The organism is Ruminococcus sp. FMBCY1, from assembly GCF_023921805.1.
GTDB classification, from domain to species: domain Bacteria; phylum Bacillota; class Clostridia; order Oscillospirales; family Acutalibacteraceae; genus Ruminococcoides; species Ruminococcoides intestinale_A.
The window spans coordinates 2,153,421-2,177,759 of record NZ_CP074197.1; the positions used below are offsets into that span (position 1 = coordinate 2,153,421).

28 protein-coding genes are annotated in these 24,339 nt (G+C 38.3%); 26 read left to right on the plus strand and 2 right to left on the minus strand.

Going from position 1 to position 24,339, the window contains the following annotated elements; all coding sequences use genetic code 11:
- Window positions 1-11: 11 nt before the first annotated feature.
- From KGF34_RS10625 to KGF34_RS10640, 4 genes are read left to right on the plus strand one after another with little or no spacing between them, the layout of a single operon-like run.
- Window positions 12-413, plus strand: coding sequence for a DUF6075 family protein (locus KGF34_RS10625; protein WP_055288758.1), 402 nt, complete (start codon window positions 12-14; stop codon window positions 411-413).
- A 12-nt stretch (window positions 414-425) separates the two neighbouring features.
- Entirely contained in the window at window positions 426-1,193 is a 768-nt protein-coding gene (gene srtB, locus KGF34_RS10630; protein WP_101069759.1) for a class B sortase, read from the plus strand.
- A 17-nt stretch (window positions 1,194-1,210) separates the two neighbouring features.
- Window positions 1,211-1,705: a hypothetical protein gene (locus tag KGF34_RS10635; protein ID WP_252558989.1), complete on the plus strand. Its 495-nt coding sequence runs from the start codon at window positions 1,211-1,213 to the stop codon at window positions 1,703-1,705.
- 14 nt (window positions 1,706-1,719) lie between these two features.
- Window positions 1,720-3,459: a lysozyme family protein gene (locus KGF34_RS10640; RefSeq protein WP_252558991.1), complete on the plus strand. Its 1,740-nt coding sequence runs from the start codon at window positions 1,720-1,722 to the stop codon at window positions 3,457-3,459.
- Between the two features lie 64 nt (window positions 3,460-3,523).
- Here the strand turns inward: KGF34_RS10640 and KGF34_RS10645 are convergent, their stop codons facing one another.
- Entirely contained in the window at window positions 3,524-3,976 is a 453-nt protein-coding gene (locus KGF34_RS10645; RefSeq protein WP_252558993.1) for a hypothetical protein, read from the minus strand.
- A gap of 226 nt (window positions 3,977-4,202) precedes the next feature.
- Here KGF34_RS10645 and KGF34_RS10650 point away from each other — a divergent pair, with 226 nt between their 5' ends.
- The 6 genes from KGF34_RS10650 to KGF34_RS10675 all read left to right on the plus strand — a co-directional run bounded on the left by KGF34_RS10650 (window position 4,203) and on the right by KGF34_RS10675 (window position 10,717).
- Window positions 4,203-4,538 (plus strand): helix-turn-helix transcriptional regulator, encoded by a 336-nt coding sequence (locus tag KGF34_RS10650; protein WP_101069756.1) that lies wholly within the window; start codon window positions 4,203-4,205, stop codon window positions 4,536-4,538.
- A 155-nt stretch (window positions 4,539-4,693) separates the two neighbouring features.
- Window positions 4,694-4,909: a hypothetical protein gene (locus KGF34_RS10655; protein WP_101069755.1), complete on the plus strand. Its 216-nt coding sequence runs from the start codon at window positions 4,694-4,696 to the stop codon at window positions 4,907-4,909.
- Window positions 4,910-5,096: 187 nt separating this feature from the next.
- Complete coding sequence (locus tag KGF34_RS10660; protein ID WP_101069754.1) at window positions 5,097-5,303, plus strand: helix-turn-helix transcriptional regulator; 207 nt, start codon at window positions 5,097-5,099, stop codon at window positions 5,301-5,303.
- Window positions 5,304-5,320: 17 nt separating this feature from the next.
- Complete coding sequence (locus KGF34_RS10665) at window positions 5,321-8,506, plus strand: HsdR family type I site-specific deoxyribonuclease (RefSeq protein ID WP_252558995.1); 3,186 nt, start codon at window positions 5,321-5,323, stop codon at window positions 8,504-8,506.
- Window positions 8,507-8,517: 11 nt separating this feature from the next.
- Window positions 8,518-10,152: a class I SAM-dependent DNA methyltransferase gene (locus KGF34_RS10670; protein ID WP_101069753.1), complete on the plus strand. Its 1,635-nt coding sequence runs from the start codon at window positions 8,518-8,520 to the stop codon at window positions 10,150-10,152.
- On the plus strand, window positions 10,145-10,717 hold the full coding sequence (locus KGF34_RS10675) for a restriction endonuclease subunit S (RefSeq protein ID WP_101069752.1): 573 nt from the start codon (window positions 10,145-10,147) through the stop codon (window positions 10,715-10,717). The genes KGF34_RS10670 and KGF34_RS10675 overlap by 8 nt, the downstream gene beginning before the upstream one ends.
- Here the strand turns inward: KGF34_RS10675 and KGF34_RS10680 are convergent.
- On the minus strand, window positions 10,696-11,283 hold the full coding sequence (locus tag KGF34_RS10680; protein ID WP_204840090.1) for a restriction endonuclease subunit S: 588 nt from the start codon (window positions 11,281-11,283) through the stop codon (window positions 10,696-10,698). The genes KGF34_RS10675 and KGF34_RS10680 overlap by 22 nt on opposite strands.
- Window positions 11,284-11,376: 93 nt before the next feature.
- On the opposite strand from KGF34_RS10680, the gene xerA reads away from it, so the two are divergent.
- From xerA to KGF34_RS10765, 16 genes are all read left to right on the plus strand, one after another.
- Window positions 11,377-12,360 (plus strand): site-specific tyrosine recombinase/integron integrase, encoded by a 984-nt coding sequence (gene xerA, locus KGF34_RS10685; protein ID WP_101069750.1) that lies wholly within the window; start codon window positions 11,377-11,379, stop codon window positions 12,358-12,360.
- Between the two features lie 10 nt (window positions 12,361-12,370).
- Window positions 12,371-13,648 carry a restriction endonuclease subunit S gene (locus KGF34_RS10690; RefSeq protein WP_252558999.1) on the plus strand — a complete coding sequence of 426 codons (1,278 nt, stop codon included), beginning with the start codon at window positions 12,371-12,373 and terminating at the stop codon, window positions 13,646-13,648.
- Window positions 13,649-13,698: 50 nt separating this feature from the next.
- Window positions 13,699-15,225: a DNA methylase gene (locus KGF34_RS10695; RefSeq protein ID WP_252560224.1), complete on the plus strand. Its 1,527-nt coding sequence runs from the start codon at window positions 13,699-13,701 to the stop codon at window positions 15,223-15,225.
- A gap of 31 nt (window positions 15,226-15,256) precedes the next feature.
- On the plus strand, window positions 15,257-15,868 hold the full coding sequence (locus KGF34_RS10700; protein ID WP_252559001.1) for a class I SAM-dependent methyltransferase: 612 nt from the start codon (window positions 15,257-15,259) through the stop codon (window positions 15,866-15,868).
- Window positions 15,869-15,932: 64 nt separating this feature from the next.
- Window positions 15,933-16,637, plus strand: coding sequence for a transglutaminase-like domain-containing protein (locus tag KGF34_RS10705; RefSeq protein ID WP_101069746.1), 705 nt, complete (start codon window positions 15,933-15,935; stop codon window positions 16,635-16,637).
- Between the two features lie 55 nt (window positions 16,638-16,692).
- Window positions 16,693-17,124: a hypothetical protein gene (locus KGF34_RS10710; protein ID WP_186935774.1), complete on the plus strand. Its 432-nt coding sequence runs from the start codon at window positions 16,693-16,695 to the stop codon at window positions 17,122-17,124.
- Window positions 17,125-17,141: 17 nt separating this feature from the next.
- A complete protein-coding gene (locus tag KGF34_RS10715; protein WP_101069744.1) occupies window positions 17,142-18,128 on the plus strand; it encodes a WYL domain-containing protein in 987 nt (328 codons plus the stop codon).
- A gap of 109 nt (window positions 18,129-18,237) precedes the next feature.
- The gene (locus KGF34_RS10720) at window positions 18,238-18,864 is read left to right on the plus strand and encodes a class I SAM-dependent methyltransferase (protein ID WP_101069743.1); all 627 of its coding nucleotides are present in this window, start codon (window positions 18,238-18,240) and stop codon (window positions 18,862-18,864) included.
- A gap of 4 nt (window positions 18,865-18,868) precedes the next feature.
- Window positions 18,869-19,783, plus strand: a complete 915-nt coding sequence (locus tag KGF34_RS10725; RefSeq protein WP_192869299.1) for a 2-dehydropantoate 2-reductase N-terminal domain-containing protein — start codon at window positions 18,869-18,871, stop codon at window positions 19,781-19,783.
- Window positions 19,784-19,795: 12 nt separating this feature from the next.
- Window positions 19,796-20,629 carry a class I SAM-dependent methyltransferase gene (locus tag KGF34_RS10730; protein ID WP_101069741.1) on the plus strand — a complete coding sequence of 278 codons (834 nt, stop codon included), beginning with the start codon at window positions 19,796-19,798 and terminating at the stop codon, window positions 20,627-20,629.
- A gap of 57 nt (window positions 20,630-20,686) precedes the next feature.
- Window positions 20,687-20,995 (plus strand): peroxide stress protein YaaA, encoded by a 309-nt coding sequence (gene yaaA, locus KGF34_RS11785; RefSeq protein ID WP_333780939.1) that lies wholly within the window; start codon window positions 20,687-20,689, stop codon window positions 20,993-20,995.
- A gap of 126 nt (window positions 20,996-21,121) precedes the next feature.
- Entirely contained in the window at window positions 21,122-21,529 is a 408-nt protein-coding gene (locus KGF34_RS10740) for a transcriptional repressor (protein ID WP_101069740.1), read from the plus strand.
- The gene (gene rbr, locus KGF34_RS11790) at window positions 21,522-22,703 is read left to right on the plus strand and encodes a rubrerythrin (protein ID WP_101069739.1); all 1,182 of its coding nucleotides are present in this window, start codon (window positions 21,522-21,524) and stop codon (window positions 22,701-22,703) included. Before KGF34_RS10740 ends, rbr begins: the two co-directional genes overlap by 8 nt.
- Window positions 22,704-22,730: 27 nt before the next feature.
- A complete protein-coding gene (locus KGF34_RS10755; protein ID WP_101069738.1) occupies window positions 22,731-23,675 on the plus strand; it encodes an L-lactate dehydrogenase in 945 nt (314 codons plus the stop codon).
- A 27-nt stretch (window positions 23,676-23,702) separates the two neighbouring features.
- Window positions 23,703-24,077, plus strand: a complete 375-nt coding sequence (locus KGF34_RS10760) for a desulfoferrodoxin family protein (RefSeq protein WP_252559010.1) — start codon at window positions 23,703-23,705, stop codon at window positions 24,075-24,077.
- A gap of 91 nt (window positions 24,078-24,168) precedes the next feature.
- Window positions 24,169-24,327: a rubredoxin gene (locus KGF34_RS10765; protein WP_005339874.1), complete on the plus strand. Its 159-nt coding sequence runs from the start codon at window positions 24,169-24,171 to the stop codon at window positions 24,325-24,327.
- Window positions 24,328-24,339 lie beyond the last annotated feature (12 nt).

A 24,339-nucleotide genomic window follows, 5' to 3' on the forward strand; every position in this document is an offset into this window, starting at 1 on the left:
AGGTGTTTTCTATGGCAAAAATTCAATTCAGAAACAAAGCACACAGAGATTTCGTCTTTGAAAATCTCGAAAAGTGCAGACACAATGACTGCTATCATCAGGCGTTTTTCTATGTGATGGGCATTTCAGAAGAAACCAGAATGAATATCGGAAAAATGTTTGATTTTAAGAACGATTGCATTGTGCCGGAGGGGATGTATGGTGGCTGGCAGACCAGTGGAACAGTCAAGGTCTGCCACCTTGCCTTTAATCTTTGGAACGGTTTTACGGAGGAGGGAAAAGAAAACCTTTTCACACCGGATGAATTATTCTGTTGCGGATATGCTCCCTACTTTATGGAGGGTATCAAACTCAGGTATCCCGAATATTGTAGAGATTTGACTCCGTCCAAACGAAAAGATATGGAAAGGTAAAGGTATAAAACGATGAATAAGAAATTAAGAATTGCGGTTATATCGCTATTAAGCGTTGTACTTGCTGTGAGTGTTGGCTTCTTGGTCAAAGACTACTGCGACTCAAAAAAACAGGCAGAACTCTATGATAACTTGATTGAAGCCATCGAGGATACAGATGATATGGAAGATGCAATGTCCTATTCCGAAGATAAGGACTTTCTGCCGGACTATCAGGAACTGTATATGCAGAACAACGATATGGTCGGTTGGATAAAAGTTGAGGATACAAAAATCAACTATCCGGTTATGCAGTCAAAAGACAATCCGAATTTCTATCTAAGACACGGATTTGATAAAGGCTACACAGTTTATGGTTGCCCGTATGTGCAGGAAAACTGCGATGTGGACGCTCCGTCAGATAACCTTGTTATCTACGGTCATCATATGAACGACAAGTCGATGTTCGCCGGATTGATGAAGTATGCCGATAAATCTTTTTGGGAAAAGCATAAAACTATTCAGTTTGATACACTGACCGAGAAAGGCAAATACGAAGTAGTGGCTGCTTTCAAGACAGAAGTATATACAGACAGTCCAAATAGCTTCAGATACTATGATTTTGTCAATGCAGATACGGCAGATGATTTCAATGCGTATATTGCTAAGTGCAAGGAACTTGCTATATATGATACAGGAGTCAATGCAGAATATGGAGATAAATTGATTACGCTTTCTACCTGCGAATATTCCCGTAACAACGGAAGAATGGTTGTCGTGGCAAAGAAAGTGGCTGAGTAAGGAGGGATAAGCCTTGTATGATTAGTTTAATAAATTTAGCGGTGTTGTTTGTAGCTAAGGTTGCGGACAACGCCCTTAGTACAACAAAAACAATATTGGTACAGAGAAGTCGGTGGATACTTGCAGGCATTGCGGTTATCATATCCGACTTTATTTATTTTTGGATAACGAAAAGAGTTGTTTCTGCGAATAACGAGATTGCGATGCTCGTTGTTGCCGTTGCAGGTGGTGTGGGTTGTTCTCTCGCCTGCTTTATCAATGAGAAAATGTCAAAGGACAGAACCTATGTGAATGTGATTATGTCCGATGACCTTGAAGAAATGAAGCATTTACGAGATTTTCTAGCACAGCACCACATCACAAATGTTGCAAGCGACAGCTACACTCTTGACTGGAACGCAAAGACAATCTCTATTACCGCTTATCCAGAAACAAAAGCAGAAAGCCGATTGATTAACGAGTATATTGCCGACAGTTCGACAAAATTCAAGAGAGTGATTCAACCGGCTTAGGAAGGAGGTTTGATGTGGCTGATATTAAAACAAGAGATACGGTCAAAGGTACAATAAAGACTTTGGATAAAGCTGCCGTTGCCGGTCAGAAAATGAAACAGGCATATATCGCCACAAAAGACAAAGCAGAACATTCGGTAAATACAAATGAGAATACTGCGGAAGAATATGCTGCTGATAAGACGGAAGCCGAAATTGATGAAATTGCACATAAAGGTGCGTATGCTTTTAATAAAGCAGGGCGAAAAGGTGTTCAGGAAACAAAGAAGAATATCCAATCTGCCAAAGACGGCATTCAACGCTTCAAACAGCAGAGAGCCGAAAAATCAATAAACGTTCAGAGAGCGCAAGGAAGAACTACAACGGTTGGCAGTTCTTCAGCGCAGACGCAGACATCATCGGCAATCAAAACGCTTAAAAAGCCGGAGAAAATGGTCAAACAGTCGGCTACTTCCGCAGGAAAGAAGAACATCAAACTTGCTAGTAAGGAAGCGGCGAAAACAACGCAGAGGTCAGTTAAGACTGCCGAGCATACCGCAAAGGCAAGCATTAAGACCAGTCAGCAGACAGCAAAAGCCGCACAGAAAACAGCACAAGCCACCGTTAAGGCTTCACAGAAAGCGGCACAGGCAGCAAAGGCGACAGCGAAAGCAACTGCAAATGCTGTGAAAGCCGCAGCAAAAGCGACTATTGCCACAGTAAAGGCAATCATAGCCGGTACGAAAGCATTGGTTGCTGCCATTGCCGCAGGCGGTTGGATAGCAGTTGTAATTATTATGATTGTTGTCCTACTTGGAAGTGCTGTTGCAATGTTTGGTGGCGGAAGTGAAAGCAATACTTATACGCAAGTAAGTGCAGAGGTGGAAGCATACGACCCATTGATACGACAGTATGCAAAACAATATGGTATTCCCGAATATGTGGAATTGATTAAGGCTGTGATGATGCAGGAAAGCGGCGGTCGGGGACTTGACCCCATGCAGGCAGCAGAGGGCAGTTTCAATACGAAGTATCCACACGAACCTAATGGAATTAAAGACCCTGAATATTCTATCCAGTGTGGAGTTCAGGAATTGAAAGCAGCTCTTACCTCGGCAGAGGTGGAAAGTCCGATTGATATGGAGCGTATCAAACTTGCTTTGCAAGGCTACAACTTTGGTAATGGATATATTTCGTGGGCAAAATCGAAGTATGGCGGATATTCTTATGCCAATGCAGTGGAGTTTTCCACTCAGCAGGCACAAAGACTTGGTTGGGACAGTTATGGAGATACCCAATATCCGGCTCATGTTCTGAGATACTATCCATACGGACGAGCCTTTACTGCCGGTAGCAATCAGGCGATTGTTGAGGTTGCTCTTACTCAGATTGGCAATGAGGGCGGACAACCTTACTGGAGTTGGTATGGCTTTGACAGTCGAGTAGAATGGTGTGCTTGCTTTGTATCTTGGTGTGCCGACCAGTGCGGTTATATTGATAGCGGACTTATTCCGAAATTTGCGGGTTGTATTGACGGTGCAAATTGGTTCAAGTCAAACAACAGATGGAACGACCGAAACTATGAACCGAAAGCCGGAGATATTATCTTCTTTGACTGGGAGGACGATGGTACAACAGACCACGTTGGTATCGTAGAGAAATGCGAGAATGGCACAGTTTATACCGTAGAGGGTAACTCAGGCGACGCTTGCAGACAAAGACAATACACAGTCGGAAGCAGAAATATTTACGGTTACGGTATTCCGGCGTATTAAAAATTCCAGACGGTGTCTGGAAAATCGAAAAGATGGCTGCTCGCTTGAGTAGCCATCGGGTACATTATGAGAAATCGGTTGTTTCTCTGTTGTTTAGGAAAATATGATGTGTGTGATAAGTAAAACTGAAAAGCATATCGGCATTTTCTTTACTGCCGTCTAAAAAGGAAATATCATCGGCAAGGATAAAAAGAATTGCTAATAACTTCTTGATATATCCAGTGTAGCAGGCATAATCTACATAAATCTTGGCGGCATATCCCTCGGCAAATTCTATCAGGTCAGCGTCAATTTCAAAACTGTTGGATAGCTCGTAAACGGTCTTGATGAATTTGTCTTTGTCAGCAATTCGCTCTTTACTTGGAACACTTCTGCGGTTCTTCTGTATAAATTTCAAAAAATCATTAGCTTCTGAAAAAGTGGGAGTGATTGCGTTGCAAGTTTCCAAATCTGTTTTGTAATCCTCAAATTTCTCTTTTTCAAACCGATTACTGAATATTATCTTTTGTTCGTCCATTCCTTTTTACCCCTAAGTTTATTCTATGGAGATTGTTTAACTTGGCTCTTGGGTTGTGATTTGTCTTTCGCCATTAACAATCGTGAATTACTACTTTTATAGTATAACATAAAAATAGTTGAGAATCATCACTAATAGTTGGTTTGACTTCCTTTGAGTGCGTGTGATTTGAAATCGACTTAATCTATACTGTTAGTTATGGAAACACACTAAGGGAGGTGATGTGATGAAGCTCGATACAATCGGCAAGAATATAAGAAAGTTCCGACTTGCGAAGAAATTACGCCAAGAAGATTTGGCTGAGAAAACAGATTTGACAACAAATTATATTGGTATGGTTGAGCGTGGAGAGAAAATTCCGTCACTCGAAACTTTCATAAAGATAGTAAATGCTTTAGGTGTATCATCGGATATGGTTCTTACAGATGTTCTGGAAACGGGATATACAGTCAAGAACTCAATGCTGAATGAGAAGCTTGAAAAACTTGCTCCTGAAGATAGAAACAGAATTTATGAAGTCATAGATACACTTGTGAAGCAGTCAAAGCAAATACTTCCATAAAACACAGAAGTTCGTCCTAATCGACGAGCTTTCTTTTTTTCAGTATAAAAAATTTCTGCTATCGACAAATTTTTCGGGACTTCGACAGAGAGAATATGCTATAACAACAACTGTCAGTGATAGACACATACTAATAGACATAGGAGGAAGTAGAAATGAACGACATTTTCAGAGAAATAGCGAAAGAAAATGGAACAACCGAAAAAGCAGTAAAAGAGGAAATGCATTTTGCCATTCGGGAAGCAATGAAAAGTGCTGAACCGGAAGCAATAGCTTTTTGGAAAGCGGTTGCACCGGACGGAAAAGAGCCGGCGATAGAAAAGGTCATAGCAATGATTGCTTTGAACGTTAATAATAGAATGTATAATTGAGGTGCTTCGGCATCTCTTTTTTATTATTATTTAAAAGAGTTGCATTAGGTGTTTGTAAAAAGTGACACCTTGATAGATAAAAGTTGCGAATAAATCTCTATATCTTGAAAAAATAGATTGTTCATAGTATAATATTAAATGAGTAACTGTAACCAAAAGGAACGGAGAATACGAAGGAGCGTTACAGATGAGAATAAGCTACAACAAACTTCAAAAACTTATGATTGATAATCAAATGAAAAGACAAGATTTAATGCGTGCTGCGGAAATTTCATCGTCTGTTGCAACAAAATTAAATAAGAATGAAACAGTATCCCTTGATGTGCTTATGAGAATTTGTAAAGTATTTCATTGCGATATTGGGGATATATGCGAAGTTATTTTGGATGAGTGAATTAAGGAGGTCTGGATATGGCAGGCAATGGTAAGCGTAATATGTTTAACGAGGCTACTCGTGTGCAAATGCCGGCAATGGTTCATCTCACGAGAATTGGATACACCTATTTTGGAAAGATAACCGAAGATATGGCTGGGACTATTTATGACCCGGATACGAATATCTTAATCAATGTTTTCAAGGAACAATTTGTTAAACTCAATCCCGAACATAAGGGAGAAGCAGAACAGATTTTGAAAATGATAAGGCAGAAACTGGATAACGACGACCTCGGACACAGCTTTTATAAAAGACTTTCTTCAGTTTCGCCAATCAGATTGGTGGATTTTGAAAATCCTAAGAATAATACATACCATTTTACTGCTGAATTTACCTGTAAGCGTGACCAAGATGAATTCAGACCGGATATTACTTTGTTTATAAACGGATTGCCACTTGTTTTTGTAGAAGTTAAGAAGCCGAATAATCACGGCGGTATGGTTGCAGAAAGCAAGAGAATGAATAATCAGAGATTTCCGAACAAGAAGTTTAGGAGATTTTTGAATATTACGCAGTTAATGATTTTTTCAAATAATATGGAATATGACACAATGGGCGGCATTGTTCCTGTTCAGGGTGCGTTTTACTGTACAACAGCGAGACAATCTGCACCATTTAATTGCTTCAGAGAAGAAAATCCAACCAACTTAGATATTGCACCATATAATAAAGAATTTCCATATAAGGATACAGATAAAGAAGTAGAACGCAAAATCTTATCTGATTTCAACTGTCAGGTTATTCATAATACACCTGAATACCAGACAAATTTGGATACATATACACCGACAAACCGTGTACTTACTTCTATGTGCAGTCCTGAAAGGCTACTTTTCATTTTGAAGTATGGCATTACTTATGTCCGTTTTCAAAAAGAGGTTGACGGAAAGATTGAGGTTACAGACCAAAAACATATAATGCGTTATCAGCAGATGTTTGCTGCCTTGATTGTCAGACAAAAAATTGATGAAGGTGTAACTTCCGGTGTGATATGGCATACACAGGGAAGCGGCAAAACAGCCTTGTCTTACAATCTCACATATGTTCTCTCAGATTACTTCAGTAAGCACGAGAAGGTGGCGAAGTTCTATTTTATTGTTGACCGATTGGATTTATTGAAACAGGCATCTGATGAGTTTGAAGCTCGTGGATTGGTTGTCAAAACTGCAAATTCCCGAGCTGAACTTATGGAACAATTTCGCACCAATCAGGCACAGGAGGGAAACTCCGGCAAGCCGGAAATAACAGTTGTTAATATTCAACGATTTGAAGAAGATAGAAAAAAAGTTGACTTACCTGCATACGCAACAAATTTGCAGAGAGTTTTCATTATAGATGAAGCACACAGAGGATATAAGCCGGAAGGCTCATTCTTAGCAAATCTTCTTGATGCAGATAAGAATGCCATTAAGATTGCGTTGACCGGAACTCCGTTGCTAAAAGAGGAACGAGAGTCGTGGAGAGTATTCGGAAACTATCTGCACACTTATTATTATGATAAATCTATCTTAGATGGATATACGCTGAAAATCATTCGAGAAGATATAGAAACTCAATATAAAGAGCGTCTTTCGGAAATCTATGAGAAACTTGAAACATTGATTGAAAAGAAAGATGTTAAGAAAAATCAGATTGTTGAACACGATAATTATGTTAAAGAACTGCTCCGGTATATTATCACTGATTTGAAACGATTTAGACAAATTCAAGGAGATAATACTCTGGGCGGAATGATTATCTGCGAAACAAGTGAGCAGGCAAGAAAACTATTTGCTTATTTTGATGAAATCCAAAACGAACTTAATAAAACAGCTTCCTTAAAGAGCAATTTGAAAGCAGGACTTATTCTGTATGACAGTGATGATAAAGATACGAGAGATACTATTGTCAATAACTTCAAGAAAAATATGACGGTAGATATTCTTATTGTCTTTAATATGCTGCTTACCGGATTTGACGCACCAAGATTGAAAAGACTGTATTTTGGAAGAAAGTTAAAAGACCACAATCTTTTGCAGGCAATCACAAGAGTGAATAGACCATATAAGGATAACCGCTACGGATATGTAATTGATTTTGCTGATATTAAGCGTAATTTTGATGAAACCAATGCAGCCTATTTGAAAGAACTTAATCGCTTCAACGACCCAAATGAAGTTGGAAAAGGTAATGAAATGGATACGTTTAAGCAGGTTATTGAAGACCCGCAGGAACTTATTCAGCAAATGCAGGAAGTGCAGCAGGTTCTTTTCAATTACACGACCGATAATGCAGAAGCGTTTAGTACCGAAATATCTACGATTGAGGATAAGCAAGAACTGCTGAAACTTAAAAAGATTTTGATTGCGGCTCGTGATTGTTGTAATTTGGTAAGAACTTTTGGCGATGATGAGCTGAAAGAAACTTTTGCAAGAATGGAACTGACAAAGTTGCCTTCTCTTATTTCAGAAGTTCAGCACCATATCGACAATATAAATCAAAAGGAACTCTTTGCAAGCGACGATACAACGAAATTGCTTGTAAATGAAGCTATGGAAGATATTACTTTCAACTTCAGTAAAATCAGCGAAGAAGAATTAAAAATTGTCGGTGGCAAAGAAAATGTTACTGAGAAATACAGAAAGACAGTTCGTGCTTTTACCCAGAATATTGACCCCGATGACCCAGAGTTTATGACATTGCAGGAAGCATTTTTGCTTCGCTTTAAGGAACACGGTTTTGAACCGAAAAGCATAACTGAGATTGAGGAACAGGGAAAAGAACTGGAGGAAATTCTAAAAAAATTGGATGAACTTCAGAAAAAGAATAATGTATTGCTCCGTAAATATAATGGCGACGCAAAATTTGCAAGAGTTCATAAGAGAATCCGAGAAGAAAATCTTGCTCGTAAAGCAGCTAATAAACAACCGATTGTTTCGGAATATGACGCATCAATTATGGATGTTTTGAAGTCTATTAAGTCTGATATAGACCAAAAGGTCTATGACCGAAACGACATATTGAAGAAAGACGCATATTTTGAACAAACGGTTATGACACAAATCAAATTAGGCATTGATAGGCTTGGTATAGCGAGTGCTCGTGATGACAGAAAATTTATTCAAAGTAGAATAACGAAGCAGTATCTAGACCAGTATAATCAAACTTATTCAGTTGCATAAAGGAGAACACGATGGCAGAAACAAAAACCATAAAAGAAAAAACCGTAGAGCTGATAGACGCATTGAAAGCGACTTGTCAGACTTATGGTATGGGAAACGACGGTAATGAATACAAGATTATTACACAGGTTTTCCTTTATAAATTTCTTAACGATAAATTCGGATATGAGGTAAAGAAAGTAAGTCCTGCTTTAAAGAATGCAGAAAAGTGGGAACTTACTTATGCTGAAATGTCAGAAGATGACAGGCTTGATATTTTTGATACATTATCATCGGATATTCCACGTTTATATCCGGAACATTTGATTGCAAATCTTTGGAATCAGCAGGCAAAGGGCGATTTCGACCTGATTTTTGACAGCACAATGACAGACATAGCGGATAAGAATATAGATATATTTTCTACGCAAACTGCGCAGAATACAAAGATTCCGCTTTTTGAAAAACTGACGCAATATGTAACTGATGATGCTGCAAGAGCACCGTTTGCCCGTGCATTGGTAGATAAGCTTGTTAATTTCTCTTTTGAGGAAGCATTTGAGCAGCATTACGATTTCTTTGCAGATATATTTGAATATTTGATTAAAGACTATAATACCGCAGGCGGCGGAAAGTATGCAGAGTATTATACTCCACACGCTATCGCAACGATTATGGCAAGATTACTTGTTGGTAAAGCAACTGATTTGCACAATATAGAATGTTACGACCCGTCGGCAGGGACAGGAACACTTTTGATGGCTCTTGCTCATCAAATTGGAGAAGATAAGTGTACGATTTTTGCACAGGATATTTCACAGCGAAGCAATAAGATGTTAAAACTTAATCTTATTCTGAATGGTCTGGTATCTTCTCTTGACCACGCTATTCAGGGAGATACGCTTGTTGCTCCGTATCACAAGAGCGACAACGGTACAGAACTCAGAACTTTTGACTATGTAGTATCCAACCCTCCGTTCAAAATGGACTTTTCAGATACAAGAGAGCGAATTGCTGCAATGCCAGTTCGCTTTTGGGCTGGTGTTCCGAAAGTTCCGGCGAAGAAAAAAGAGAGTATGGCGATTTACACCCTTTTTATTCAGCACGTTCTTAATTCCCTTAAAGCAAAAGGAAAAGGTGCGATTGTTGTACCTACCGGTTTTGTAACAGCGAAATCCGGTGTCGAAAAGAAGATATTACAGCATATTGTAGATGAACATATCGTGTATGGCTGTATCAGTATGCCATCAAATGTATTTGCAAATACCGGTACGAATGTGTCTGTCCTGTTCTTTGATAATTCCAAAGAAACAGAAAAAGTTGTGCTGATAGACGCTTCAAAACTTGGCGAGGAATACAAAGACGGAAACAATCAGAAACGCAGACTTCGTGATTTTGAAATTGATAAAATCGTAGATACTTTCCTTAATAAAGAAGTTGTTGATGATTTCTCTGTTGCAGTCACTTATGATGAAATCAAGGAAAAGAAGTATTCCCTTTCTGCCGGACAGTATTTTGATGTAAAAATCGAATATGTGGAATTATCGCAGGACGAATTTAATGCTCGTATGACAGCATATGCAGACAAGTTGCAGGAATATTTCACAGAGGGAGACAAACTGAAAACAGAGATTATGGAGCAGTTGAAGAAGGTGAAGTATGAATAAAGTTAAGCTGGGAGAAATACTAAAAATTAAACACGGATTTGCGTTCAAGAGTGAAAACTATGTTGATGAGAGCGAGTATGCACTTGTCACACTTGCGAATATTTCATCAACAAATAACTTCCAATTCAACAAAGATAAGACAACATTTTATGGGGCTTCATTTCCAAATGACTTTATCTTGAAAGAGGACGATTTAATTATGCCGCTCACAGAACAGGTTGTTGGATTATTTGGAAATACTGCATTTGTACCTAAAATGCAAGGAATAACTTTTGTACTTAATCAGCGTGTTGGAAAGGTTGTTCCTGTTGATGACAAGGCGGATAAATATTATCTTCATTATTTATTGGCTACGAATTTAGTGAAAGACCAACTTGAATTCAGAGCCAGCGGGACAAGGCAAAGGAATATATCACCCGATGATGTTTATGATGTTGAAGTGTTCTTACCGGATATTACTACTCAAAGGAAAATTGGCAAATGTTTGTATGATATAGAGAAAAAAGTGAATTTGAATAATGCGATAAACGATAATTTACCGTATCAGTCACTAATGGTGGCTTGACCGTTCATTAACATAGGCAGAAGCCAGTCACGGAGTGTAATCAGTGCCTGATTTTCTCTCGTATTCTCAGAAATAATATTGAACATAGGATTTACCTGCTCATTAAAGGTTTTGAGTTTCTCAAAATCCGGAATATAAATAGGTCGGTCTTTCAATAATGGTTTTTGTAAATGCTTTAATCCTGTTCCTTGAAAGAATTTTTGGTTAAGTTCAGGCTTTATTGATACCAAAAGCAGATACAAATAATCTGACATATTGTTATTGGTAGAAATACACCAAGTATCCGTGGAATAAGCTGCTTCGCCAACATAGAATTTGACATCGGCATTACCTCCGGTATTCAAAAAGCAATTTCGTCCATTTATAAATGGTATATCCCATTTCAAAATAGCCGAGCCACTTGTAAAAAACGGATATTCTCCGGTAGATTGCTTTGCTTCGCCTACCTGAACAGATGATTTATCTGCTTCTATGAGTATATCTTTTAGCTTACCATTAGGCTTTTTGGAGAAAAATGTGTGCATATAAATGTCGTAAGCCATTGAAGCTAAATTATCGTTTAACATACATCCCATAACTCTTGTGGGTGGCGAGAGTTAAATCAGGGGACTACCCACTCCGTAGTCGTTCTCTAAGTTAAATAAAAGGAGAATTGACTAATGAAACAAAATTTAATTACAGATGTTGTTCAGGCTATGTTACCTTTCTTGAATAACGCACAGACAGAACGCTTGCAAGAGGTATTGCAACATACACTTTTTGATTATGAGGTAACAAAAAATGAAAGTGAAAAAGAAATCTCGGAGCAGGACTATATGGAGCTGTTCCTGTCGGCAAAGCGAATTGAGGGCTGTTCCGAGAAATCTCTTAAATACTACAAAGCAACTATCGAAATGATGATTGCAACCGTCGGCAAAAGCGTAAAGCACATTGAAACTGACGACATAAGGCGATACCTGACCGAGTATCAGGAAAAGAAAAAATCAAGCAAGGTTACGATTGATAATATCCGCCGTATTCTTTCAAGCTTCTTTTCGTGGCTTGAGGACGAGGACTATATATTGAAAAGTCCTGTCAGGCGAATACATAAGGTCAAAACCGGCACGAACATTAAAGAAACATACTCCGATGAAGCGTTGGAGCTTATGAGAGATAACTGCACCGAGCCGAGAGATTTGGCAATGATTGATATGCTGGCTTCAACGGGTATGCGTGTCGGAGAAATGGTGTTGCTCAACAGAAATGATATTGATTTTAACGAGCGAGAATGTATCGTGTTCGGTAAAGGCAACAAAGAACGAGTGGTCTATTTTGACGCAAGGACAAAGATACACTTACAGAATTACTTAAACAGCAGAACCGATGATAACCCGGCACTTTTTGTATCGCTGAAAGCACCGCACGAAAGGCTAAAAATCGGCGGTATAGAAACAAGGCTCAGAGAATTTGGAAAGCAATTAGGATTGCACAAGGTACACCCACACAAGTTCAGGCGTACCCTTGCAACTATGGCAATAGACAAAGGAATGCCCATTGAGCAACTGCAACAGCTCTTGGGGCATAGGAAGATAGATACGACCTTGCAGTATGCAATGGTAAAACAAAGCAATGTAAAAATTGCACATAGGAAATATATCGGATAAGGAGAAAAGGATGGTTTACAACGAAAGTAAATATAATAAAAATTGGAAAACTATGAAACTTTCTGATTTAGGTGAATTTGCAAGAGGAAAATCAACACACCGTCCAAGGAACGACAAGAACTTGTTTGAGGGTGGCGGGTATCCATTAGTACAAACAGGTGAAATTAAAGAAGCAAACCTATATATTACGCATCACACTCAAGAATACGGGGAATTTGGGTTACAACAAAGCAAATTATGGGATGCAGAGACTTTGTGCATTACGATTGCGGCTAACATCGCAGAAACAGCATTACTTGCTTATCCTATGTGTTTTCCGGATAGTGTAGTTGGTTTTAAGGCTTATAAAGAAGTTTCATCTGAAAAATTTATGTATTATGTATTTGATTTTATTAGAAATTCAATACAGAATGCAGCTTCAGGAAGTACACAGGATAATATAAATATTGATTATCTAACATCCCTTGATTTTAAGGTGCCTGATAAAATAGCACAAGATAAAATGGTTGAATTATTATCAGCGATTGATGAAAAAATTTTAATGAATAGTAAGATAAACGATAATTTAGCATACCAACTCAAAGATATTTATAATTATTGGTTTAATCAGTTTGATTTTCCTCATAACGACAAACATCAGTATAAGGCTGATGGAGGACTGATGATATGGAATGATAAAATCAAACGTAAGATTCCAGCTGGTTGGGAGATAAAATCATTTGGCGAGTTATGTTCTCTTCGCAACGGTATCAACTACGATAAGAGTGTTGAAGGAGACAAAATGTATAGAATAATAAATGTACGAAATATATCTTCCTCCGACCTCATATTAAATGAAAATGACTTGGATGAAATAAGTCTTCCACAAAAACAAGGCAATAAGTACTGTGTGTCTGAGAACAGTATTATCGTCGCACGAAGTGGTATACCGGGAGCTACAAGAATCCTGCAAAAACCAAGTAGCAATATTATTTTTTGTGGATTTATTATCTGCTGTACTCCTTGTGATGATATATATAAATATTACTTAATGTTCTACCTGAAACAGTTAGAAGGTAGTGCCGCTACCAAAACAGGAGGTTCAATTTTGCAGAATGTGAGTCAAGATACACTAAGTAACTTGCCTGTTCCTATTCCACCACAATCATTGTTGCGAGAGTTTAATCAAATTGTTTCGCAATCTTTGGAGCTTATTCATAGTAATATGCAAGAAAATACACAATTATTGAAACTCCGTGACTGGCTTTTACCTATGCTAATGAACGGTCAAGCTACCATCAGCGACTGATACGGTAAATTATCGTTTAGAACGGAAATCACAGAAAGGAGCATAGAATGATGGCAAAGCAAAAGACCTATATCGCAATCGACCTGAAATCATTCTACGCTTCTGTGGAATGTAAGGAACGAAATCGCGACCCATTGACTACAAATCTTGTGGTTGCGGATAAAAGCAGGACAGAGAAAACTATCTGCCTTGCGGTATCTCCGTCATTAAAAAGTTATGGGATACCCGGTAGACCAAGATTGTTTGAAGTTGTTCAAAAGGTCACGGAAGCAAATAACAACCGCAGATGGAAAGCACCAAACAGAACATTTACCGGTTCTTCCGATGACAAGGCAGAGTTGGATGCAAATCCTACATTGGAGATAGATTATATCGTTGCTCCTCCTCGTATGGCATATTATATGGAGTATAGCACAAGAATTTATAATGTTTATCTCAAATATGTTGCACCAGAGGATATATTTCATTATTCAATCGACGAAGTGTTTATGGATGTGACTGATTATCTGAAAACCTATCGTATGACTGCAAGAGAACTTGCTATGACGATGATACAGGATGTCTTGAAAACAACTGGTATAACTGCAACCGCAGGAATCGGTACGAATATGTATCTCTGCAAGATTGCGATGGATATTGTGGCAAAGCATATCGAGCCAGATAAGAACGGTGTGCGTATTGCTGAACTTGATGAAATGTCATACCGTAAGAAACTATGGAGTCATCGCCCGATAACCGATTTCTGGAGAGTCGGAAATGGTTATGCGAAGAAGTTAGAGGAACACGGACTTTATACAATGGGCGATATTGCAAGATGTTCTATCGGAAAGCCGAATGAACTGTATAACGAGGAATTGCTGTACAAGCTGTTCGGTATCAATGCGGAACTGCTCATAGACCACGCTTGGGGATATGAGCCTTGTACAATGGAGCAGGTCAAAGCATATAAGCCAGAAACAAACAGTGTATCTTCCGGTCAGGTGTTGCATTGCCCTTATGATTATGAAAAGGCAAAGTTGATTGTAAAAGAAATGACCGACCAAATGGTGCTTGATTTGGTGGATAAAGGAGTTGTAACTGACCAACTTGTGTTGACAATCGGCTATGATATTGAAAATTTAAGTAATTCGAACCTAAAAAATCAATACAAAGGCGAGATTACGATTGACCGATATGGACGCAAAGTTCCAAAGCACGCACACGGAACAGCAAATCTGAAGAAAAAGACGTCCTCTACTCGATTGATTACCAATGCTGTGATGGATTTATACGACAGAATAGTTGACGAGAATTTACTTGTCCGCAGGATAACAATAACAGCAAATAAACTTGTAGATGAAAATTCTGTCAAACAGGAAGATGAATATCAGCAGCTTGACCTGTTTACCGATTACGAAGCACTGAAGAAGAAGCAAGCGGAGGAAGAAGAAAAATTGGAACGGGAAAGGCGTATGCAAGAAGCAATGCTTAGTATCAAAAAGAAGTTTGGTAAGAATGCTGTGTTAAAAGGAATGAACCTTGAAGAAGGTGCAACCGCCAAAGACCGAAACGATCAAATCGGCGGTCATAAGGCTTAAACAAATCTAAATATGAAGGAGGAATATTTCAATGAGCTTTTTTGAAAATACTCGTAAGCCACAAGGATTCGGTGGAAAATTGATGACAAAGATGATGAACAGCGGCCACTACAGGCTATCACAATGGGGGTTCTCGAATATCTCTGTAAATCCGGACGCTGAGGTGCTGGATGTTGGCTGCGGAGGTGGTGCAAACATTGCGGTCTGGCTGAGCAAATGCAGGAATGGCCATGTGACAGGATTGGATTATTCGGAGGTTAGTGTGTCAGAATCTGGAAAATTGAACGCTGCCGCTATTCAACAGGAAAAATGCAAGGTTATTCAGGGAGATGTATCTGACATCCCATTTCCAGATGCAAAATTTGATTATGTCTCAGCTTTTGAGACGGTTTACTTCTGGCCAGAATTGAAAAAATGCTTTTCTGAGGTAAATCGTGTTCTGAAAGACGGAGGAACCTTCCTAATTTGTAACGAGAGCGACGGAATGAATGCCTCAGACGATAAATGGACAAAGATAATTGATGGTATGAAGATTTATAATTGTGATCAACTTGTCACCGCTTTAAAAGAAGCAGGTTTTATGGAAATAAAACCATATGCAGATGCCAAAAAGCATTGGCTTTGTATTGTGGCAACAAAATAGATAAATATACAATTTGTAGAATTCAAAAATTTAATGTGAATTGAAATTTGCGTGGAGGAAAAGGTTGAAAGAGTTTTTAAAAGAAACCCATATGCTAGATTTTAATGATTCCAGAATTCAATCACTAATAGAGAATAGAGGCTGGAAGGATCTGGAGCAGTTTGAATGCATTAAAGCCATATATTTATACGTTAGGGATGAGATTTTATTCGGCTACAATATTGATGACAGCATATCTGCATCCAAAGTTTTAAGTGATGGATATGGTCAATGTAATACAAAAGGTACTTTATTTATGGCGTTGCTTAGGGCATGTAAAATACCATGTAGGGTGCATGGGTTTACAATAGATAAGCAATTGCAAAAAGGAGCAATGACAGGAATTGTTTATAAAAATGCTCCGCAGAATGTTTTTCATAGTTGGGTTGAAGTGTACTTAGATGATACATGGTATGAACTTGAAGCATTTATTTTAGATAAGAAATATTTGAATAAGCTGCAAAAAATAAATAGCCAATGTTCTGGTGCATTTTGTGGTTATGGTGTGGCGGTAAAAGATTTTCAGAATCCAGTGATTGATTTTGAAAGAAATAATACTTATATACAAAGTGAAGGAATCAATCAAGATTTTGGAATATATAATTCACCAGATGAGTTACTTACAGAGCATCATCAGGAAATGTCGATAGTAAAAGCATTTGCATACCGTCATTTCGGTAGACATCTCATGAATAAAAATGTTAAGAGAATCAGAGATGCGAAAGTTTAAAAATAATGCTTAGTGGCAAAATCCAGTTTGCCGAGTAAAGGAGGTGCTGCAACAGATGGACAATCATTCTTATGATGATATAATCAATCTTCCACATCCGACATCAAGGAACCATCCTCGTATGTCGCTTCACGACAGAGCAGCACAGTTTGCTCCTTTTGCGGCACTTACAGGACACGATGCAGCTATTAAGGAAACTGCAAGGTTAACGGATGAACGGTTAGAGTTGAGCGATGAGGTCATTATGAAATTGAATGACCAGTTAAATATGATTAGAGATAATATCGGCACAGAACAGGAAGTATCAATAACTTATTTCGTGCCTGATGACAAAAAATCCGGAGGAGCATATCTCACGCATTCCGGTATAGTGAAAAAGATTGATGAATTTGAACGCAAACTGATTATGCAGGATGAAACAGTTATCCCGATTGAACAAATCAGCGAGATACAGGGAGAAATGTTCAGAGGACTATATGAGTCATAGCTTGGAAAGGGCAAACAATGGAAACAAAACCAAGAATATTATACTTAAAGAAAATATTAGAGGAACGAACGGACGAGGAACATCCGCTTTCGACGACGCAGCTAATCAATATATTGGCTGATGAATACGGGTTTTCAGCGCATAGAACTACTGTTACGAAAGACATTGCAGCACTTCAGGAGTTTGGAATGGATATTGTTACTATCCATTCTACTCAAAGCAAATACTTTGTAGCCAATCGTAAGTTTGAATTGCCGGAACTGAAACTGCTGATAGACGCAGTAGAGTCATCGAAGTTCATTACAAAGAAGAAAAGCGAAACTCTGATTGAGAAGATACATACGATGACCAGCCCGGGGCAGGTGGCAAAGTTGAAGCGTAATAACTATGTGGTCAATCGAATTAAGCCGGATAATGAGCAGATATATTACATCATCGACGCTATAAATGACGCCATCAACGCAGGTAAACAGATTTCTTTCCAGTATTATGATTATACCGGATTAAAGAAAAAGGTTCTGAAGAATAAGGGCGAGGTATATAAGCTGAGTCCGTATAAACTTCTCTGGTGTGGGGACTATTATTATGTTCTCGGATATTCTGAGAAGAAAAGCAAGGTTATCAATTTCAGGGTAGACCGTATTGCTTTCAAGCCAGAGATATTGGATAAAGATATTGTTCCTATGCCTGATGATTTTGATATTGAGAATTACACAAAGGAAGTTTTCTTTATGTTTTCAGGCGAAAAAGTCCTTGTGGATTTACGATGTGATAACAGCTTGATGAAAACAATGGTTGACCGTTTCGGCGAGGAAGTAACTACACTTGCTTACGATATGACGTCATTCAGAATACAGACCGAAGTGTCTGCAAGTCCGACTTTCTTCGGTTGGGTGTTTGGCTTTAATGGCAAGGTACAGATACTTGCACCGGAAAGTGTAAAAGAACAGTACAGAAAGATGATTGCACAAGCCGATGAGGATATGCAACAAAGCAGAGATTGAAACGCAGAAAGCGATGTTTTATCTGCAACAAAAGGAAAATTAGGAACATGGATTAGAGTAATATGAGTCCGCTTTGCGAAAAGTAATCAGGGAAACGGAGGACAATTCTATGACAGATAACACAAACAAAGGCTTTTGGGAAAGAATGGCAAGAATATATACTGCATTTATGTCAAAAAACGATACTGCTTATCGGCAAATCTGCAAACTGTCAGAACAGTATATAGACAGTGAGAAGTCTGTCTTGGAATTGGCTTGCGGAACGGGACAGATTACCTTTTTAATGACAGGAAAATCCGGCTCTTGGGAAGCAACAGATTACTCGGAAAATATGATAATAGAAGCTGAAAAACGCAATCAAGGCGAACACAAATGTGAACAGCTCCGCTTTTGTGTGCAGGACGCAACGAATTTGACTTATGAAGATGAAAAATTTGATGTTGTTGTGATTGCCAATGCATTACATATCATGCCACAACCGGAGAAAGCACTAAAAGAAATACACAGAGTTCTGAAAAAAGACGGAATTTTGTTTGCTCCTACCTTTGTTTATGAAAGGGGCTATCCCAAATTGCCGATATGGCTTAAGGAAAAAGCCGGGTTTAAAACCTATCATAAATGGCAAAGCGAAGAACTGAAAGAATATGTCGGTAGCGAAGGCTTTCAGGTTGTTGGAGCGACATTGATAAAAGGCAAACCACTTTCGGAATATGTATTGGTTGGGAAAAAGGAGTGATAACGTGAGAATATTGATTATTGGTGCAGGTGTGCTCGGTTCAAATTTGGCACACTCTATGCGAAAAGGAAATGACATAACCATTCTTGCAAGAGGTATAACCTACCAAAATTTAAAAAACGGTGGACTTGTAATCAAACATAAGTTTGGAAAGAAAACAATAGACTATTTTACTGTTATAGACAAGCTTCAAACAGACGATATTTATGATGCTATTTTTGTTGTATCCAGATTTTCATCTTTAGACAGCATTGTTCCAATGATAAAACGCAACAAAAGCAAAAATATCGTGTTTGTAGGTAACAATATGACCGTTGAGAAATATGAAAATTTGGAGAATAAAAATGTATTGTTTGCATTTTTTAGTGCGGCAGGCAAAAAGTACGACGGCTACATAAATTCCATCTGCCTAAATAAAATTGAAATCGGAAGGACAGACGGCAAGGATGTTAGTGATAAATTTATAACTTCTATATTTGCAGGTACGAAAATAAAAGTGACGATAGATAATAAAATGAATGATTATCTGAAAACACACGCTTGTGCTGTTCTTCCGCTTGTGTTTGCAAGCTATAGAGCAAATGGTAATTTAAAGTTGCTGAAAAAAGATAAAGCGTATTCGTTAGACATTATGGATGCTATCATCGAAGGTTATGATGTGCTGAAAAAAGCAGGCTATGAAATATTGCCCAAAGGGGAATACGAAACCTGTGTAAATAAAAAGAAATTCTGTGCTTGGATGTACAGATTTATGTTTTCTAATTTTATTGGTAAGCTGTGCATATCTGATCACGCAATGAGTGCAAGGGAAGAGTTTATGATGTTGGAAAGTGAATTTGAAAAGTTGAAGAATGAAACCGGAATTGAAACCGAAGCGTATGATAAGCTGAAAGTGGATTTTTTGCATTATACGAGGTAAAGGAGAACGCATATGAAGTACCACATTGAAAAGAACACCGTTCAGGAAACATTGATTATTCCACTTTACGGAAGAAAGAAATGCACAGAAAAATTCCCTCAGCTTTTTAAAGACGAAACGGCTGTACGCTTAATCAAACAAATTGATTATGATTTTTCGGAAGTTGAGAAAAAGGGCGACAGTACGATGCAGGAATTTGGCTTTTTGGAGATTGCTATACGCCAAAACGATTTAGCGTATGAAGTTAAGAAATACTTAAAAAGTCATCCAAACGCCGCAGTTGTAAATCTGGGCTGCGGTTTGGATAACACGGGAAGAAATTGCGATAACGATTCTTGCCGAATTTATAATATAGATTTTCCCGATGTTATAGAAGTCAGAAATTCTCTGTTACCTGCCGGAGAGCGTGAAAAGAATATTGCCGCCGATTTGAAAGATACCTCTTGGTTTAATGAAATTCAAGCCGACGGCGGAGTGATTTTCTTCGCTTCGGGAGTATTTTATTATTTCCTTACAGAAGATGTAAAAGCGTTGTTTTTGGCAATGGCTGAGCATTTTGCACAAGGTCGTATTGTATTTGACACCTGCGGTAAGACAGGTGCCAAGATGATATCAAAGACATGGCTCAAACAAGCAGAAATTAAAGATGTAAACGCATATTTTTCCGTTGGAGATGCTCAAAAGGAAATTGCCCATTGGTCAGACAAATTTGAGGTGTCAAGTAGGGGATATATGCTTGGTTATCAAAGTCTGAATGTGCCGTCGGTCAAAAAAATACATCGCATATTGGCAAAAATCGGCGATAATATGATGAAAATGAAGATTGTTAGAATTGATTTCGAATAATACGGAGGAATGATTTTATGTTTAGACCGATGAGAAGAATAAAACAACAGGTGTCCGATGACGAGTGCAAAAGAGTATGTGAAGCTTGAGTACCGGCTTCCAAATGGGCAAGCGGCTAAGTTTTTGAATGAGGCAAAGACATATCTGGGCAATCAGCTTGAATGTGAATACGGCGGCGATAGATGTTTCGGCGTTGTTGCAGATATGGATGCTAAGATTGCTCGTGGTGAAATGGTTAGGTTCATGGCTGAAAACAGTATTGAAAATCCTGAGGATATTAAGAATTTCGACAGACTTGGTTATTCATTCCGGTCTGATTTATCATCAGATACTGAATATGTTTTTGAACGAAAAATAGAACAATGATTTATATTAAAGATGCTCAGCATGGGCATCTTTAATATAATAATGAGAATTATTACTATTCTGTTGACAATATAATAGTGATGGTATATAATCCTTATTAAGAATAAATCCTAACAAGGAGGACTGATGACAAGTAGGAGAAATACCATTCAAAAAGATCTTGTAAGAAATGCCGTATACGAAATGAGAAGACATGTTACAGCAAATGAAGTGTATGAATTTATAAAAGAAGCATATCCATCAATTGGAAAAGGAACTGTATATAGAAATCTTGATATATTGGTAGAGGAAGGTGCATTAAGAAAGGTTGAAGTTCCGAATGGACCGAACCGATTTGATTTTACATTGAAAAATCATTACCATGTAAGATGTATAAAGTGCGGTGAAATTTTTGATGTGGATATGGATCAAATACCGAATTTGCTGGAAAGAATTCATAACACTCATGGAATTGAATTTGTGGATTACGATATTTCATTTAAAGGCATTTGCCCGAAATGCAGGGAGAAGGTAAAGGAGGAACAGCATGGATAGGAAAGCAATGTATAAGTTGAGTTATGGACTGTTTATATTGACCGCTAAAGAAGCAGAAAAAGATAACGGATGCATCATTAATACAGCCATTCAGGCAGCTTCGGAACCAAACCAGTTAAGTGTCTGTGTAAATAAGGCAAATTATACGCATGATATGATTCAAAGAACCGGAAAATTTACTGTATCAGTCTTAAGTCAGAAGGCACAATTTGAATTGTTCAAACATTTTGGCTTCCAATCAGGAAGAGATACCAATAAGTTTGAAGCATTTGAGCAGTGTGCCAGGGGCACGAATGGTATTTATTATATTACAGAAGGTACAAATGCATACATTTCTGTGACAGTTACTAAAACAGAGGACTTGGGTTCACATACGATGTTTATCGGTGAGATAACCGATATGGAAGTTTTAAGCAATGTTCCTTCAGTAACATATGATTATTATCAGAATAATATTAAGCCTAAGCCACAGGAGGTTGGAAAAACAGAGGACGGTCAGACAATATGGCGTTGCAGAATTTGCGGATATGAATATGTAGGCGAGGAATTACCGGATGACTTTATATGTCCTTTGTGCAAGCACCCGGCATCAGATTTTGAAAAAGTAGTAAAGAAAACGGAGGTAAAAGAGATGGCAGAAAACAAATATGCAGGAACACAGACAGAGAAGAATTTACAGGAGGCATTTGCAGGGGAATCACAGGCAAGAAATAAGTATACCTATTTTGCTTCTGTAGCGAAAAAGGAAGGTTACGAGCAGATGTCAGCATTGTTTTTAAAGACTGCAGATAATGAGAAAGAACATGCAAAGATGTGGTTCAAGGAATTAGCAGGAATTGGTGATACAAAGGAAAACCTGGCGGCAGCGGCAGAAGGCGAAAATTATGAGTGGACAGATATGTATGATGGCTTTGCTAAAACAGCTGAGGAAGAAGGATTCCCTGAGCTTGCAGCAAAATTCAGGGCAGTAGGTGAGATTGAGAAGCACCATGAGGAAAGATATCGTGCACTTCTTAAGAATATTGAAACTGCACAGGTATTTGAAAAGAGCGAAGTTAAGGTATGGGAATGCCGTAACTGCGGACATATTGTGGTAGGAACTAAGGCGCCTGAAGTATGTCCGGTATGTAATCATCCACAGAGCTATTTTGAAGTACATGAAGAGAATTATTAAGGAGATGAGATTATTACGAAGAAGAAAGTGATTAATTCAAAAAAAGCAGTAATGATAGGCTGTGGCTTTGTTGGTTCTGCATCGGTATTTGCTCTGATGCAGAGTAGCTTGTTTACAGAGATTGTCCTTATCGATGCAGATAAGAACAAGGCAGAAGGAGAAGCGATGGATATCAGTCATGGTATTCCATTTGCGAGTCCAATGAAAATATATGCCGGAGATTATGATGATGTGGCTGATGCTGCAATTGTTGTCATATCTGCCGGAGCGGGACAGAAACCGGGAGAGACAAGGCTTGATCTCGTAAATAAAAATGTAGCAATATTTAAGTCAATCATTCCTGAAATAGCAAAGAGAAATTTTGCAGGTATCATGCTTGTAGTTGCGAATCCGGTAGATATCCTGACTCAGGTAGCCATAAAGTTATCAGGACTTCCAGAAAACAGGGTTATTGGATCAGGTACTGTGTTAGATAGTGCCAGATTAAGATATAAGCTTGGTGAGCATTTATCTGTGGACAGCAGGAGTGTTCATGCATTTATAGTAGGTGAGCATGGAGACAGCGAAGTTGTAGCATGGTCATCAGCCAATGTATCTGGTGTTCCATTAAGTGAAATGTGTGAAATGCGTGGACATTACAAGCACAAGGAAAACACGGCAGAAATAGCTACAGCAGTCAAGAACAGTGCTTATGAGATTATAAACAAAAAGCACGCTACATATTATGGAATTGCAATGTCTGTAAAAAGAATCTGCGAAGTGATTATGAGAGATGAAAAATCAATACTTCCTATATCACACATGATTCATGGAGTATATGATATTGACGGAGTATCGTTAAGTATGCCAGCTATTGTAGGTGCAGATGGTATTGAGTCTGATATACCTATTAATTTAAGTGGCGAGGAAGCGTTAAAGCTTAAGGAATCTGCAGATTCATTGAAAAAGATTATGGAGACAATTGAATTATAAATTTTACACATGGAAGGAGAAAAAGGCATGGAAGTAAGGTATTATATTTGTAAGCATTGTGGAAACATTGTTGAAAAGGTAAAGGATAAGGGTGTACCTGTAATTTGTTGCGGAGAACCTATGCAGGAATTAAAAGCCGGAGTGACAGATGCTGCTGCCGAGAAGCATGTACCTGTATATACGGTAGAAGGCAGTCATGTTCATGTCGTGGTCGGAGAGAAAAAACATCCAATGCTTGAAGAGCATTTCATTGAGTGGATTACATTAAATACAAACCAGGGAATATACAGAAAACAGTTAAATCCAGGGCAGGAGCCGGTAGCAGATTTTTGTCTTTGCGATGGTGAACAGGTAGAAGAAGTATATGCATATTGTAACCTGCATGGATTATGGAAATGCTAAAAGCATTTATACATATTAAGGTTACAGAACAACACAAATACAACAGTAATATATGCTGTGTATTAATATATTTATAAGGAGGAACAAACTAATGAAATATGTATGTGACGTTTGCGGATGGGAATATGATGAAGAGGAAGGTTATCCTGAAGGTGGTATTGCACCAGGAACAAAGTGGGAGGATGTTCCGGAAGATTTTGAATGCCCATTATGTAATGTTGGAAAAGATCAGTTTTCAGAAGTTGAATAGAAGCCTAATCTT